This window comes from Sphingomonas xinjiangensis (genome assembly GCF_014199255.1).
Lineage (GTDB): Bacteria > Pseudomonadota > Alphaproteobacteria > Sphingomonadales > Sphingomonadaceae > Sphingomonas > Sphingomonas xinjiangensis.
The window spans coordinates 226,513-241,383 of record NZ_JACIJF010000001.1 but is presented as its reverse complement, the minus strand read 5'-3'; the positions used below and the strand labels follow the sequence as shown (position 1 = coordinate 241,383).

Here is a 14,871-nt window from a genome sequence, read left to right as displayed (position 1 = left end):
GCTGATTTCAGCCGTTTTTTGCACCTAATTGGTCTTCAAAAGGTACGGTGCTGCGCCGCAACACGGGCACCAGCTATGAAGGTGCGACCTTCAGCCGCGCGCCAGCGCCGCGACTCCGGGGAGCGCCTTGCCCTCCATCCATTCCAGGAACGCACCCCCGGCTGTCGACACGAAGGTGAAGTCACCCGCGGCACCAGCCTGGTTGAGCGCCGCGACCGTGTCGCCACCCCCCGCTACCGACACCAGCGAACCTTCTTTGGTAAGCGCCGCCGCGGTCCGCGCCAGTGCCACGGTGGCGGTGTCGAATGGCTGCGTCTCGAACGCACCCAGTGGCCCGTTCCACACCAGCGTGCGGCAATTCTTCAGCACGTCCCCCAGCGCCTCGGTCGCCGCAGGGCCGATGTCGAGGATCATCTCGTCCTCGCCTACTTCATGGACATTGACGGTGCGCAGGCTCGGCGGGTTGGCCGCGAACTCCTTGGCCACCACGACATCGTAGGGCAGGTGTACGGTGCAGTTCGCCTTGTCGGCGGCGTCCAGGATCGCCTCGGCCGTGCCGGTCAGGTCGTGCTCGCACAGCGACTTGCCGACGTTTACGCCGCGCGCCGCGAGGAAGGTGTTGGCCATGCCGCCGCCGATGATCAGGTGATCGACCTGGGCGACCAGATGCTGCAGCACGTCCAGCTTGGTCGACACCTTGGCCCCGCCGACCACGGCCGCGACCGGATGCTCGGGATTGCCCAGCGCCTTGTCGAGCGCGTCGAGCTCGGCTTCCATCTGCCGCCCGGCGAATGCGGGCAGCTTGTGCGCCAGCCCCTCGGTCGAGGCATGCGCACGGTGCGCTGCGGAGAAGGCGTCATTGACGTACAGGTCACCGAGCGCCGCAAAGCGGTCCACCGTGGCGGGGTCGTTCTTTTCCTCGCCGCCAAAGAAGCGCGTATTCTCCAGCACCGCGACATCGCCCGGCTGCAGCGTGGCGACATTCTCCGCATCGCCCTCCCAATCGATGTAGCGCACCGGGCGCCCCAGCACTTCGGAGAACGGCTTGGTCAGCTGCGCCAGCGACAGTTCCGGCGTCGGCACCTTTGGCCGGCCGAAATGCGCGAGCACCAGCACGATCGCGCCCTTGTCCGACAGCTCGGCCACCGTCTGCACCGCGGCGCGCAGCCGGGTGTCGTCGGTCACGGCACCATCGGCCATTGGCACGTTCAGATCCTCGCGGACCAGCACCCGCTTGCCGGCGATGTCGCCCATGTCGTCCAGCGTCTTGAAGTTGCGCGCCATCTGCCCCTCACATCAATCGATAAGGACCCCTCCCGCGCGAGCGGGAGGGGAAGTGTTCAGCCCAGCTTCGCCATCGCGCCGGCGGTGTCGACCATCCGGTTCGAAAAGCCCCATTCATTGTCGTACCAGCTGACCACGCGCACCAGCTTGCCGTCGATCACCGCGGTCTCGAGGCTGTCGACCGTCGAGGACGCCGGCGTGTGGACGATGTCGATCGAAACCAGCGGTTCATCCGAGTACACCAGCACGCCCTTGAGCGGGCCGTCCTCGGACGCCGCCTTAAGAATGGCGTTCACTTCGTCGCGAGTCACGTCGCGCTTGGGCGTGAAGGTCAGGTCGACCAGGCTGCCGTCCGGCACCGGCACGCGGATCGCCGATCCGTCGAGCTTGCCCTTCAGTTCCGGAAGCACCTCACCCACGGCGCGCGCGGCACCGGTGGTGGTCGGGATGATGTTCATCGCCGCAGCGCGGGCGCGACGCAGGTCCGGGTGGATCTGGTCGAGGATCTTCTGGTCGTTGGTATATGCGTGGACGGTGGTCATCAGCCCGCGCTCGATGCCGATCGCGTCATTCAGCACCTTGGCCACCGGCGCCAGGCAGTTGGTCGTGCACGACGCGTTCGAAACGATCGTATGTCCGGCTTCGAGCTTGTCGTGGTTGACGCCGTACACGACCGTCAGGTCGACATTCTTGCCCGGCGCGGAGATCAGCACCTTCTTGGCACCGGCATCGATGTGCTTCTGCGCATCGTCGCGGGTGGTGAAGAAGCCCGTGCACTCCAGCACCAGCTCCACGCCATTGGCGGCGTGCGGCAGGTTGGCGGGATCGCGCTCCTTGGTCACCTTGATGTGCTTGCCGTCGATGACCAGGTCATCGCCCTCGGCGGTGACGGTGCCGGGATATTTGCCATGCACGCTGTCGCGGCTGAACAGCCATGCGTTCGACTTGGCGTCGGCCAGGTCGTTGATCGTCACCAGCTCCAGCCCGCTGTCCGGCCGCTCCAGGATGGCGCGCGCCACCAGCCGGCCGATGCGTCCGAACCCGTTGATCGCAACCTTCGTCATGCTTGTTCTCCGTTCAACTTGGCGAGAATCCTGGGCACGATCGCGCCCACGGTGAGGCCGTACTGCTCGTACAGGCCCAGATAGGGACCCGATGCGCCGAACACATCCACGCCAAAGCGCAGTCCCTCGATATCGGTGTACCGCTCCCACCCAAAGGTGGAGCCTGCCTCGATCGACACCTTGAGCGCGTCCCGTGGGATGATGTCGCGGCGATAGTCCGCGTCCTGCATCTCGAAGCGTTCCCAGCACGGCATCGACACCACATCGGCGCCGATCCCCTGCGCTTCCAGTTCGTCGCGCACCGCGACGGCGATCTCGACTTCGGAGCCGGTGGCGATCAGCACCACCTTGCGTGGCGCCTCCGCCTCGCGCAGCGCATAGGCGCCGCGTGCGGTGCGGTTCTCGGCCGCCTCGGTGCGCAGCTGCGGCAGGTTCTGCCGGCTCAGCGCCATCAGCGACGGCCCGTCGGTGTTCGACAGCGCCAATTCCCAGCACTCCGCCGTCTCGACTGTGTCGCACGGGCGATAGACATGCAGGTTGGGGATCATCCGCAGGCTCATCAGATGCTCGATCGGCTGGTGCGTCGGGCCATCCTCGCCCAGCCCGATCGAATCGTGCGTCATCACGTAAACGACCCGGGCCTGCTGCAACGCCGACAAGCGGATGCCGCCGCGCATATAGTCGGAGAATACCAGGAAGGTGCCGCCATAGGGGATCACGCCCCCGTGCAGCGCCATGCCATTCATCGCCGCCGCCATGCCGAACTCGCGAATGCCATAATAGACATAGCGCCCGTCATAGGTGGCGGCGGTCAGCGCATGCAGGTTCTTGGTCAGCGTGTTGTTCGAGCCGGTCAGATCGGCCGAACCGCCGATCGTCGCGGGCACCAGCGCGTTCACGGCTTCTAGCGCCATTTCGGACGCCTTGCGGGTCGCGACCTTCTGCGGATTGGCGAGCAGTTGCTCGACAAAGGGCCGCAACAGGTCGACGGGAACATCGTCGCGGCTTTCGAAGCCGATCCGGTCGGGGTGGGTCTCCAGCCGCTTGGCCCAATCGGCGTGCGGCTGCTTGCCGCGCTTACCGGCTGCTAGCCAGGTGTCGCGGATATCGGCGGGGATCTCGAACGCCGGATGCGTCCAGCCCAGCGCCTCGCGCGCCAGCTTCACTTCGTCCTTGCCCAGCGGCGAACCGTGCACCTTGGACGTGCCCTGCTTGTTGGGCGCGCCCTTGCCGATGATCGTGCGGCAACGGATCAGCGACGGGCGGTCGTCCGACAGCGCTTCTTCGATTGCCGCAACGATATCCAGCTCATCGTGCCCGTCGCACTCGACCACATGCCAGCCGGTTGCCTGATAGCGCGCCGGGATGTCCTCGCTCGACGACAGCGACACCGATCCGTCGATGGTGATCTTGTTGTCGTCCCACAGCACGATCAACCGGTCGAGCCTCAGATGCCCCGCAAGCCCGATCGCCTCATGGTTGATGCCCTCCATCAGGCAGCCGTCGCCGGCGATCACCCAGGTGCGATGGTCGACCAGATCGTTGCCGAACACCGCGTTAAGGTGCCGCTCGGCCATCGCCATGCCAACGCCCATCGCCAGCCCTTGGCCCAGCGGCCCGGTGGTCGCTTCGATGCCTGGCATTTCGAAATTCTCGGGGTGCCCCGCGCACGGGCTGCCGACCTGGCGGAAGCGCTTGATGTCGTCCAGCGTCGGCTGGGCATAGCCGGTGAGGTGCAGCGCCGAATAGAGCAGCATCGATCCATGCCCCGCCGACAGCACGAAGCGGTCGCGGTCGGCCCATTTAGGCGCCGCGGGATCGAACTTGAGATAGCGTTGGAACAACACCGTGGCGACGTCGGCCATCCCCATCGGCATGCCCGGGTGCCCCGAGTTCGCGGCCTCCACGGCATCCATGGCGAGTGCGCGGATCGCGTTCGCGCAGTCGGTGAAGGACGCAGCCATCGAAACTCCCCCTTGGTTGGTCGCGGACGCCTTTGGTCCGCATGCGCCCGCGCGTCAACCGGCTGGCCGCAATCGAAACGAAGGGGGGACTTGCCGCTCTCCCGGCCAGTACCTATTCCCAAATACAGTGATGCCTGAAACAGCAGCAGACCGCATCGAACAGGCGTTGGCCCGTATCGAAGCCGCGGCGAACGCCCGCACCCACGAAGAGCAACGCCTGCGCCAGCGCCATGCACGGCTGCGCGGCACGGTGGAGGAAGCGCTGGCGTCGATCGACGCCCTGCTCGCGCACGAGTCCGCCGATGGGGATCAGGGCTGATGGCCGACATCACGCTGACTGTCGCCGGCCGTAGTTACGTGGTCGCGGCACGCGATGGCGACGAACCGCATCTGCGCCGCCTTGAAAAGATGCTGCAAAAGCATTCCCCTGCCGCGCAGCGTGCCTCGGGCGGGATGAGCGCGGAGCGCACGTTGGTCTATCTGTCGCTGATCCTCGCCGACCTTCTCGACGAGGCTCAGGAGGCTGCACCCCAAAGTGCGCCCAACGCCCTGCTCGACGCCATAGCCGACCGCCTCGAAGCCGTCGCCACTGCGCTGGAAGAAGACGCGGCACCCTAGGCCGAGTGCAGACGACGCAGTTCCCCGGCGAAGGTTGGGGCCCAGCTGCAGCCGGCTCGCGAAAGCGGGGAGCCGCTTCAGCTTCATCGAAACTGGGCCCCGGCCTTCGCCGGGGGAACTGCACGTGGTGCATCGTGCACTGTGACGCCTTCTGCCTCAAATCGCCGCCTCAGCACCCAAGCTTTTACACCATCCCGGTTGCACCGCTCCCCTCAATCCCCTACATACATTCCTGGCGGGAACTGCCCGGCACGAGCCTTGGCATATCCCTGAGGCTATTCATCTTCCATGGGAGCTGTCCCTGTGCAGATCCTGGTCTGCGGCACATGGTTCCCACCTGACGTAACGGGCGTCGGAGGATATTCTGGCAAACGACCATGGCGGTCCCGCCACCCCATCCATGACAGTTGAGAAGCCGGTCCTGCGCGCCAGGCTCCGCGCTGCGCGCGACTTGTTCGCTAGCGAAGGTACCCAGGCGATCACCGCGCCGGCTGCTTTCCTTGATCGCCTGCGCCCGGGCCAAACCGTCGCCACCTATTTTCCCGTTGGCAGCGAGGCCGACCCGAGCCAGCTTGCCGCGGCCGCCCTGGAGCGCGGCTGCGCCCTGGCTTTGCCCCATGTGGTGGATCGCGCTACACCGATCCGGTTCCTCGCCTGGAACGTGGGCGAGGCGCTGGTCGATGGCCCCTTCAACTTGCGGCAGCCTGCGCTGACGCAGCCCGAAGTCGCGCCCGACATCATCCTCACGCCGCTGGTTGGCTTCGATCCCCGCTTGAACCGCCTCGGTCAGGGCGCCGGCCATTACGATCGCGCTTTTGCCCGCTATCCCGATGCCTGGCGCGTCGGCATCGCCTGGTCGGTGCAGGAAGCACCCGCAATCCCCGCCGACATCTGGGACGTACCGCTGGAGGCGATCATCACCGAGAAAGGCATGCTGTGGCACGCGAACCGGTAAAGGCCAGCTGGCGCAAGCCCGCCGGTATGTTCGCCATCCTCGCACTGATCTTCGTGTGGGTGATCCTGGTCGCCAGCTTTTCAGGCCAGATCGGCACCCTGCCCGTCCTGGCGCAGTGCGCGGTCTATTTGGTGCTGGGAATCGTGTGGATCGCGCCGCTCAAGCCACTGCTGCGCTGGATGGAAACCGGCCACTGGCGCGCCGCCTGAGGTTACCAGGCGTACCACCGAGCAATGCAGTTCCCCGGCGGAGGCCTGGGCCGATCTGCAACGAACGCCCTAATCAAAGCTCGGAACGCAACTGAACTGCGCTTTTGCTGGGTAGCGCGCTATGGGCGCCAGCGCATAAATCAAAGTTTTGGGGTGAAGAATTGCCTGCGCTCTGCAATCGAGGCGCATGGCGCGAGTGACGGGGCTCGAACCCGCGACCTCCGGCGTGACAGGCCGGCGCTCTAACCAACTGAGCTACACCCGCATATCCCAAGCGATGCAGACCCGATGGCGTGAACGCCTGCCAAGGTCGGCAAAGATGGAGTCTGGATCAAACACCACACTCTTCTTAGCGAAGAGGATGGCGCGAGTGACGGGGCTCGAACCCGCGACCTCCGGCGTGACAGGCCGGCGCTCTAACCAACTGAGCTACACCCGCTTGATCCAAGCGAGGAGGCGGGCACTAGCCGCGCCTTTTTGCACTGTCAACCGGATTGGTCGCGACTATTTCGCCAGTTCGCCCGCGGGTCGGCGGGATCGTGCACCAAAGTACCGTGTTCGAACAGGAAACCGGCGATGTCGGGCTTGCCTGCGGCGCGCAGCACGGTCTGGATGATGATCAGCAGCGGCACCGCCAGCAGCGCGCCGGTGGTGCCCCACACCCAGCCCCAGAAGCTCAGCGAGATCAGGATCAGGATCGGGCTGATCGTCAGCCGATGTCCCACGATCAACGGCGTGACGGCATTGGCCTCCACCAGATGCGCGCCGATCATGATCACTGCCGGCATCAGCGCCCACCACAGGTCCGAAAAGGTCATCAGTCCGCCCATCGCCAGCAGGAACGCCGCGAAGATGGGGCCGAAATAAGGGATATAGTTCAGCAGCGCGACGATGCCGCCCCACATCAGCGGGCTGGGCATCCCCATGAACCACAGCGCGCCCGAAACGATTAGTCCCAGCATCGCGTTGATCAGCGTGATCGTACCCAGATAGGCCGAGGTATCGTCCACCACGTCCTGGATCACGCGCGCGGTCGCCATCGCCCCGCCAAAGCTCGACCGGCTGGTGATCGCGTTGCGCCGCAGCCGCGTCCAACCCGACAGGAAGAAATAGATCACCAGGATCGCGAAGAAGCTTTCGATGATCGCAGATGGTGCCGAGGTCGCGAACAGGTCCAACAACGACCTGGGCGGAGTCGCCGCCGTGACCGCCGGCCTGCGCATGGGCTCGTTGGCGAAATTCATCAGCGTGTGGTTCACGAACTTGTCGAGGTTGGAATACAGGTCGATCAGCGGTTGCAGGTTGCTTTGGATCTGCGGGATCTTCTCGGGCAGCCCGCGCACCCACTCGGTCGCCGGAACCACGATCGACGCCAGCGCCACGTTTGCCGCGATAAGGAAGATCAGCACGCACAGAAACGCGGCCAGCGGCGCCGGCGCGCGGTGCCGCTCCAGCCATTCCAGCAACGGGACGAGCGCAACCGCGATGACGATCGCGGCGGTGAGCGGCAGGAAGAAGCTCGACCCCGCTTGCAACGCGAACGGCAGCGCCAGCAACAGCCCGGTACCAGCGATCAGCGTCAGTGACGCCATCAGCCGATCGCGCTTCATGCCATCGCCCGTCGTCTCCTTGGGCTCGGGCGCAAGGATCGGCTCGCGCGGCGTGGACGGCGGCACGCCCCCGTCGCCACTACCCAACACGCTGGATTGTTCGTTCACCGGTCCTCCTTCTGAACGCCAACCCTAGCGCGATTTGCACCGCCTGTAATCCCGGCTACCGTGGCGCCATGGGCAAATTGCTGCTGGTCATCGACGAAGGCACCACTTCCACGCGGGCAATGGTGTTCGAACCCTCGGGCGCGTGCCTGGGCAGCGAATCCGCCGACCTCATTCAACATTATCCCGGTCCCGGACTGGTCGAGCATGACGCCGGGGAAATCTGGGAGCGGTCCTTCGCCTGCGCACGCACGATGGTGGAACGCTGCGGCGGTGCCCAGGCATTCGCCGCGATCGGCATCACCAACCAGCGCGAAACCGTGGTCTTCTGGGACAAGCAGACCGGCGAGCCCCTAGCCCCCGCCATCGTCTGGCAGGACCGCCGCACCGCCGCGCTCTGCCGCGAATGGCGCGACGCCGGCGAGGAAGCCGCGCTCCACGCCCGCACCGGACTGCGGCTCGACCCGTATTTCTCCGGCACCAAGATCGCCTGGGCGATGCGGCACTGGCCCCAGCTTCGTGAGGCGGGCGACCGGCTGGCGATCGGCACGGTGGAAAGCTGGCTGGTGTGGAAGCTGACAGGGGGCCTTCACGTAACGGACGCCACCAACGCCTCGCGCACGCTGCTCATGGGGCTCGGCAGCGGCGGCTGGAACGACAGCCTGCTCGACATGTTCTCCGCGCCCCGCGAAGCGCTGCCCGAGATCGTCGACTGCGCCGGCCGCTTCGGCACCACCACCTTGTTTGGTGGCGAGATCCCGATCTGCGGCCTCGCCGGCGACCAGCAGGCCGCGACGATTGGCCAGGCCTGCCTCTCCCGCGGCGACACCAAGGGCACCTTCGGCACCGGCGCGTTCGTCCTCACCAACGCGGGCACCACCCCGCCAACCTCCAAGCACCGCCTGCTCGCCACCGTGCTCTGGCAGTTGAATGGCCGCCGCACCTACGCGATCGAAGGATCGGTGTTCGTCGCCGGCAGCCTGATCCAGTGGCTGCGCGACTCGATCGGCCTCGTCGCCACCGCGCCAGAGACCGACGCCATCGCCCGCTCGGTGCCCGGCAGCGGCGGCGTCTATCTCGTCCCCGCGCTCAGCGGCCTCGGAGCCCCCTGGTGGGAGCCCGAAGCCCGCGCGGCGCTCTCGGGCATGACCTTCAGCACCACCCGCGCCCACATCGTCCGCGCCGCACTCGAGGCGATGGCGCACCAGAGCCACGACCTGAAGACCGCCTTCGCCGCCGACGGCGCCGATTGGTCGCGCCTACGCATCGATGGCGGCATGGTCGCCAACGACTGGATCGCCCAGGACCTCGCCGACATCCTCGGCATCCCCGTCGACCGTCCCGCCTTCACCGAAACCACTGCACTGGGCGCTGCGATGCTCGCCGGGATCGGCTGCGGGATCTTCACCGACCTGGAAGACGCCGCACAGATGCGCGGTTCGTGCACCAGTTTCGAACCGCAGCTCGACGCCGCCACGCGCGACGGGCGCCTGGCCGGCTGGAAGCGCGCCGTCGAACAGGTCCTCGCCTAAGCCGCCGCCTCCTCTGCGAACAGCGCATGCAGTTCGCGCTTCAGGATCTTGCCCTGCGCGTTGCGCGGCAGCACCTCGCTCACAAAGCGGATCGCCACCGGCACCTTGAACGCCGCCAGCCGCGCCCGCACCCAATCCTGCAGTTCCGCCTCGCCCGCCTGCGCGCCCGGCGCCAGGTGGACCACCGCGGCGGGCTCCTCGCCCAACACCCGGTGCGGCAGCCCGATCAGCGCGCAGTCGGTCACCGCCGGATGCGCGTAGAGGACGTTCTCCACCTCGGACGAATAGATGTTCTCGCCCCCGCGGATCACCATGTCCTTGGCCCGGTCGACGATGTAGAGATACCCCTCCTCGTCCAGCCGCGCGAGATCACCGGTCCGCACCCAGCCGTCGACAAACGTCTCCGCCGTCGCCTCGGGCTTGTTCCAATAGCCCTTCACGATCATGGGCCCGCGCGCCCACAGCTCGCCCACTTCGCCGACCGGCAGCTCGACCTTTCCGTCGGCATCCATGATCTTCAGGTCGGCGACCGGCACCGGCGGCCCCGCGCTGGTCGGCCGCGCCAGATACTCCTCGCCGCTGTGCAGCGTCACCGTGGCCATCGTCTCGGTCATGCCCCAGCCATTGCCGGGCTGCGCGCCGAACGCCTCGCGAATGCGCTTCACCAGCTCGGGCGCGGAGGGTGCCCCGCCATAGCTCACGCTCTCCAGGCTGGAGAGGTCGTACTGCTCCCGCTCGGGATGCTCCAGCAGCTGCCAGGCGATCGTCGGCACGCCGCCGGTCAACTGGATGCGCTCCCGCTGGATCAGGTCCATCGCCTGCGCTGCGTCCCATTTCCGCATGAAGTACAGCGTCGACCCCGTCACCACCGCGCCCATCAGGCTGGCGCTGCACGCGGTGACGTGGAACAGCGGGATCACCAGCAAGCCGCGCTTGGGTTCGGGCGGCGATGCCGGAGTCTCGCCCCGCCGCAAGGTGGTCCGCGCCGCGCAATAACCACTCGACAGCACGTTGGTGATCAGATTCCGATGCGTTCCTAGCGCCCCCTTGGGGCTGCCCGTCGTTCCGCTGGTGTAGAAGATCGTGACATCATCGTCGGGCGCCACTTCGACCTCGGGCAGCCCGACATCGTCGAGCCCCGCCCAATCGTTTGCACCGCCCAGCCAGTCCTCCAGCCGAACCGCGCTCGGGCCGGCGCCGCGGCTTACCACCACTGCTTCCAACGCTGGCCAGTCGCCGTAGCAATCCTTCAGCCGCGCGTCCCGCTCGCCGTCGACGAACAGGATCTTCGCGCCCGAGTCCCGCACCGCATAGTCGATCTCGCTCCCGGTCCACCACGCGTTGAGAGGCACTACGATCGCGCCAATGCTCGCCGCGGCAAAGAAGATCGCCGGCCATTCGGGCAGATTGCGCATCGCCAGCGCGACTCGGTCGCCCTTGCCCACCCCCAGCGCCACCAGCCGCCGCGCGATGTGGCAGGTCGCGCGATAATTCGCTTCGAAGCTGACTCGCTCACCTTCGTACACCGTGAAGTCGCGCATGCCATAGGCGCGCACCAGCTGGGTGATCACCCGCAGCGACGGCGGCGCGTTCTTCCACACTCGGGTTGGAACTCCGCGAATGTCCACGCTTTCCATCTCGAACGGCGCACCGGGCGCGGTCAGCAGCCCCTGCGCCTGCGCCAGGGACAGCCGCGGCCATTGCGGGTCCAGCGGCACGATCGCTTCATTGCCCAAGCATTCTCTCCCGTGGGTCGTTTTCTGAACTTCGGGTTTGGACTCTCCGGCCCAATGCCAGGACGCAAGGTTAGAGTTGATTCACGCGCCGCTCAAGGCAATAGGAGCATGGCACCCGCAAGAAGGTGCCGCATCGTTATTCGAACAAGAGGTATGCCGGCCGAATGCAGCAGCCACCGCACGGACGCTACGGATTCTCCGCCGAACGGCTCGCCCGGATCGACGCGTTCCTGCGCAGTCGCTATCTCGACTCGGGCCGCTTCCCGCACGTCCAGCTACTGATCGCCCGCGAAGGCGAGATCGTCCATTTCTCGCACCAAGGCCCCGCACGTGACGGTGGCGCGACGGTGGACGAAGGCACGCTGTTCCGCATCGCCTCGATGACCAAGCCGATCACCAGCCTCGCCTTCATGATGCTGGTCGAGGAAGGCCGTGTCGCGCTGGACACCCCCGTCCACCACGTCCTGCCTGAGCTCAAGGGCGTCGGCGTATACACCGGCGGCGGTAACGGCACCCCGTTCGAAACTCGGCCGACCGACCAGCCGATGCGCATGGTCGATCTGCTCCGCCACACCGCCGGTCTCACCTATGGTTTCCAGGAGCAGACCCCGGTCGACGCCGCTTACCGTGCAACGCGCATGGAGCGTTGGCACGACAATCTGACGCTGGACGGCTTTATCGCCGAACTGGCCAAGCTGCCGCTCGAATATTCCCCTGGCACCGCCTGGACCTACTCGGTCGCCACCGACGTGCTCGGCGCAGCGATCGAGCGCGTCTCCGGCACCACGCTCGACCGTTTTCTGTATGACCGCATCTTCATGCCCCTCGGCATGCACGACACCTTCTTTCAGGTGCCCGCCGACAAGCTGGACCGCCTCGCCGACTGCTGGGCCGTGGACGAGAAGACCGGCAAGCCCTTCGTCTATGATGCCGGTGCGGACTCGGCCTGGGCTCGCATGCCCCGCCTGCTTTCGGGCGGCGGCGGCCTCGTCTCCTCGGCGCTCGACTATCATCGCTTCGCCACGCTTTGCCTCAACGGTGGCGAACTCGACGGAGTCCGGCTGGTCAGCCCCAAAACCATCGCGCTGATGACGATGAACCACTTGCCCACCGGCGGCGACCTGACGGGCTGCGCGCGCGGCCTGTTCAACGAAGCCAGCCTGTCCGGCACCGGCTTCGGGCTGGGCTTTGCCGTCACCACCGATGTCGCACAGACCCTCGTCCCCGGCTCGGTGGGTGACTATTATTGGGGCGGCATGTTCTCGACCGCCTTCTTCGTCGATCCGGTGGAGCGGATCTCCATGGTCTTCATGACTCAATTCACCCCATCGATGCGCTACCCGGTCCGCCGCGAGCTCAAGACGATGATTTATTCGGCGCTGTCATGATGCTCCGCGATCTTCTGATTTCACGCGAAGGCGCGAAGGCGCAAAGAAGCAAGCGGGCCGCGCAGAGGCGGAGAGGTGCAGAGATGGATCCCTCGCCGCGCCAGCGGCCCTCAACAACGCACCGCGCCGATCATCCTGCCGCTGACGCGGCACGCTCGCTAACCGAGCGAACTGCCTCTCTGCGCCTCCGCGCCTCTGCGCGAACCTCTCACTTCTTCTTAACTTCGCGCCTTCGCGTGAACCCGAATCACTTCTTCAGCACGCGCAGCGCGTGACACCATAACGGAGACCAACAATGACCTCCCCCATGACCACCAGCCGACAGGGTGACATCCTCATCCTCACCTCCGACAATCCCCCGGTGAACGCGCTCAGCAACGCCGTGCGCCAGGGCCTTCAAGCCGGGATCGAAGAGGCGAAGAACGACGACAGCATCAAGGCCGTCATCATCACCTGCGCCGGCAAGACCTTCTTTGCCGGCGCCGACATCACTGAGTTCACCAAGGGCATGCAGGAGCCCGCGCTCCCCACTCTGGTCGACCAAATCGAAGCACTCGACAAGCCGGTGATTGCAGCGATCCACGGCACCGCGCTCGGCGGCGGCTGCGAAGTGGCGCTCGCCTCGCACTACCGCATCGCCGTGCCCAGCGCGAAGTTCGGTCTTCCCGAAGTGAAGCTTGGCATCCTCCCCGGCGCCGGGGGTACCCAGCGTATGCCACGTGTCGCCGGTGTTGAGACTGCGCTCGAACTCGCCACCAAGGGCGATCCGATCTCCGCCACCCAGGCACAGCAGGTCGGGCTGGTCGACAAGCTCGCAACCGAAGGCAACCTCCTTGCCGAAGCCATTGCATATGCTCAGGAAGTTATCGGCCAGCCGGTCTCACGCTCCAGTGAGCGGCCAGTCACGGTCGACACGGCTGTCTTCGAAACCTTCCGCAAAACCAACGCCAAGCGCTTCCGTGGGCTCGACGCCCCGGCCACGATCATCGACCTGATCGAGCAGACCGCCGGTAAGCCTTATGGCGAGGGTGTCCAGGCTGAGCGCATGGGCTTCATGAAGCTCATCATGGGCAAGCAGTCGGCGGCGCTGCGCCACGTCTTCTTTGCCGAGCGTAAGGCGTCCAAGATCGATGGCATCGCCGAGGACGTGCAGCTGCGCCCGATCAATCGCGTCGGCGTGATCGGCGCCGGCACGATGGGCGGCGGTATCAGCATGAACTTCCTCTCGGCCGGCATTCCGGTAACCATCGTGGAGATGGCACAGGACGCGCTCGACCGTGGCACTGCCACCATTCGCAAGAATTATGAAGCGACTGCGTCCAAGGGCAAGATGACGACCGAGCAGGTCGAAGGCGCGATGGGCATCCTCAAACCCACTCTGAACTTCGACGATCTCGCAGAGTGCGACCTCATCATCGAAGCCGTATATGAGAGCATGGACGTCAAGAAGGACGTGTTCGGCCGCCTCGACAAGATCGCCAAGCCCGGCGCGATCCTCGCCTCCAACACCAGCTATCTGAACGTCGACGAGATTGCCGCCGCGACCAGCCGCCCGCAGGACGTGCTCGGCCTGCACTTCTTCTCGCCGGCCAACATCATGAAGCTCCTCGAGATCGTCCGCGGCGCCAAGACCGCCGACGACGTGCTCGCCACGGCAATGGCGCTCTCCAAGAAGATCCGGAAGACCGCGGTCATCGCCGGCGTCTGCTATGGCTTCATCGGCAACCGCATGCTGATGCCGCGCCAGGTCGAGGCCAATCACCTGCTCATGGAAGGCGCCACGCCCGAGCAGATCGACAAGGTCCATGTCGCCTTCGGCATGCCGATGGGGCCGTTCCAGATGGCCGACCTCGCCGGCGTCGACATCGGCTGGCACCGCGATCCGACCCGCATCGAGAATATCCGCGACGCCCTCGCCGCCGAGGATCGCTGGGGCCAGAAAAAGGGTGCGGGCTATTACGACTATGACGAGAAGCGCACCCCCTCGAACAGCGCGCGCGTCGCCGAGCTGATCGAGGAATGGCGCGGCAAGTTGGGCGCCACGACCCATGATATCACCGAAGAGGAGATCATGGTCCGCACCTTCTACACCATGGTGAACGAAGGCGCGAAGATCCTGGAGGAAGGCATGGCCCAGCGCGCCTCCGACATCGATGTCGTCTGGGTCTATGGCTATGGCTGGCCTCCCTATAAGGGTGGCCCCATGTACTGGGCCGACCAGGAAGGCCTGAAGAAGATCGTCGAAGGCCTTGAGAAATATGGCTTCGAGGTCGCCCCGCTCCTCCGCAAAAAAGCGGAAAAGAACGAGAAGTTCAGCAAGTAAGTCACCAACCTACTCCCTTTACCGCCTGCGGGAGAGGGCCGGGGTGAGGGTTCGGAGCAATGCACTCCCGACCCCACCCCTCT

General features: G+C 65.8%; 12 protein-coding genes and 2 tRNA genes. 7 read left to right on the top strand and 7 right to left on the bottom strand.

All coding sequences use genetic code 11. The features are described from left to right. Positions 1-90: 90 nt before the first annotated feature. Genes FHT02_RS01270 through tkt form a run of 3 tightly spaced genes read right to left on the bottom strand, consistent with a single transcriptional unit; the run spans position 91 to position 4,312 of the window. Positions 91-1,284 carry a phosphoglycerate kinase gene (locus FHT02_RS01270; RefSeq protein ID WP_184083425.1) on the bottom strand — a complete coding sequence of 398 codons (1,194 nt, stop codon included), beginning with the start codon at positions 1,282-1,284 and terminating at the stop codon, positions 91-93. Positions 1,285-1,340: 56 nt separating this feature from the next. Then, positions 1,341-2,348, bottom strand: coding sequence for a type I glyceraldehyde-3-phosphate dehydrogenase (gene gap / locus FHT02_RS01265; protein ID WP_184083423.1), 1,008 nt, complete (start codon positions 2,346-2,348; stop codon positions 1,341-1,343). Beyond that, positions 2,345-4,312: a transketolase gene (gene tkt, locus FHT02_RS01260; protein ID WP_184083421.1), complete on the bottom strand. Its 1,968-nt coding sequence runs from the start codon at positions 4,310-4,312 to the stop codon at positions 2,345-2,347. Before tkt ends, gap begins: the two co-directional genes overlap by 4 nt. 130 nt (positions 4,313-4,442) lie before the next feature. On the opposite strand from tkt, the gene FHT02_RS01255 reads away from it, so the two are divergent. The 4 genes from FHT02_RS01255 (at position 4,443) to FHT02_RS01240 (ending at position 6,094) form a co-directional block, all read left to right on the top strand. Beyond that, positions 4,443-4,631: a hypothetical protein gene (locus FHT02_RS01255; protein WP_184084207.1), complete on the top strand. Its 189-nt coding sequence runs from the start codon at positions 4,443-4,445 to the stop codon at positions 4,629-4,631. Then, on the top strand, positions 4,631-4,930 hold the full coding sequence (locus FHT02_RS01250) for a cell division protein ZapA (protein ID WP_184083419.1): 300 nt from the start codon (positions 4,631-4,633) through the stop codon (positions 4,928-4,930). The genes FHT02_RS01255 and FHT02_RS01250 overlap by 1 nt, the downstream gene beginning before the upstream one ends. Positions 4,931-5,330: 400 nt before the next feature. Continuing rightward, positions 5,331-5,885 (top strand): 5-formyltetrahydrofolate cyclo-ligase, encoded by a 555-nt coding sequence (locus FHT02_RS01245; protein WP_184083416.1) that lies wholly within the window; start codon positions 5,331-5,333, stop codon positions 5,883-5,885. Next, a complete protein-coding gene (locus tag FHT02_RS01240) occupies positions 5,867-6,094 on the top strand; it encodes a DUF2842 domain-containing protein (RefSeq protein ID WP_343056789.1) in 228 nt (75 codons plus the stop codon). The genes FHT02_RS01245 and FHT02_RS01240 overlap by 19 nt, the downstream gene beginning before the upstream one ends. Positions 6,095-6,282: 188 nt before the next feature. Here the strand turns inward: FHT02_RS01240 and FHT02_RS01235 are convergent. The 3 genes from FHT02_RS01235 to FHT02_RS01225 all read right to left on the bottom strand — a co-directional run bounded on the left by FHT02_RS01235 (position 6,283) and on the right by FHT02_RS01225 (position 7,812). After that, a tRNA-Asp gene (locus tag FHT02_RS01235) sits at positions 6,283-6,359 on the bottom strand. 97 nt (positions 6,360-6,456) lie between these two features. Next, positions 6,457-6,533, bottom strand: a tRNA-Asp gene (locus tag FHT02_RS01230). A 46-nt stretch (positions 6,534-6,579) separates the two neighbouring features. Beyond that, a complete protein-coding gene (locus FHT02_RS01225; protein WP_425506402.1) occupies positions 6,580-7,812 on the bottom strand; it encodes an AI-2E family transporter in 1,233 nt (410 codons plus the stop codon). Between the two features lie 68 nt (positions 7,813-7,880). Here FHT02_RS01225 and FHT02_RS01220 point away from each other — a divergent pair, with 68 nt between their 5' ends. Continuing rightward, positions 7,881-9,341 (top strand): FGGY family carbohydrate kinase, encoded by a 1,461-nt coding sequence (locus FHT02_RS01220; protein WP_184083414.1) that lies wholly within the window; start codon positions 7,881-7,883, stop codon positions 9,339-9,341. On the opposite strand, the gene FHT02_RS01215 is transcribed toward FHT02_RS01220, so the two are convergent. After that, the gene (locus FHT02_RS01215) at positions 9,338-11,077 is read right to left on the bottom strand and encodes a class I adenylate-forming enzyme family protein (RefSeq protein WP_246352125.1); all 1,740 of its coding nucleotides are present in this window, start codon (positions 11,075-11,077) and stop codon (positions 9,338-9,340) included. The two genes, FHT02_RS01220 and FHT02_RS01215, sit on opposite strands and share 4 nt — an antisense overlap. A gap of 164 nt (positions 11,078-11,241) precedes the next feature. On the opposite strand from FHT02_RS01215, the gene FHT02_RS01210 reads away from it, so the two are divergent. Together FHT02_RS01210 and FHT02_RS01205 are read left to right on the top strand one after the other, a co-directional pair. Continuing rightward, positions 11,242-12,465 carry a serine hydrolase domain-containing protein gene (locus tag FHT02_RS01210; RefSeq protein WP_184083412.1) on the top strand — a complete coding sequence of 408 codons (1,224 nt, stop codon included), beginning with the start codon at positions 11,242-11,244 and terminating at the stop codon, positions 12,463-12,465. 295 nt (positions 12,466-12,760) lie between these two features. Then, the gene (locus FHT02_RS01205) at positions 12,761-14,788 is read left to right on the top strand and encodes a 3-hydroxyacyl-CoA dehydrogenase NAD-binding domain-containing protein (RefSeq protein WP_184083411.1); all 2,028 of its coding nucleotides are present in this window, start codon (positions 12,761-12,763) and stop codon (positions 14,786-14,788) included. Positions 14,789-14,871: the final 83 nt, after the last annotated feature.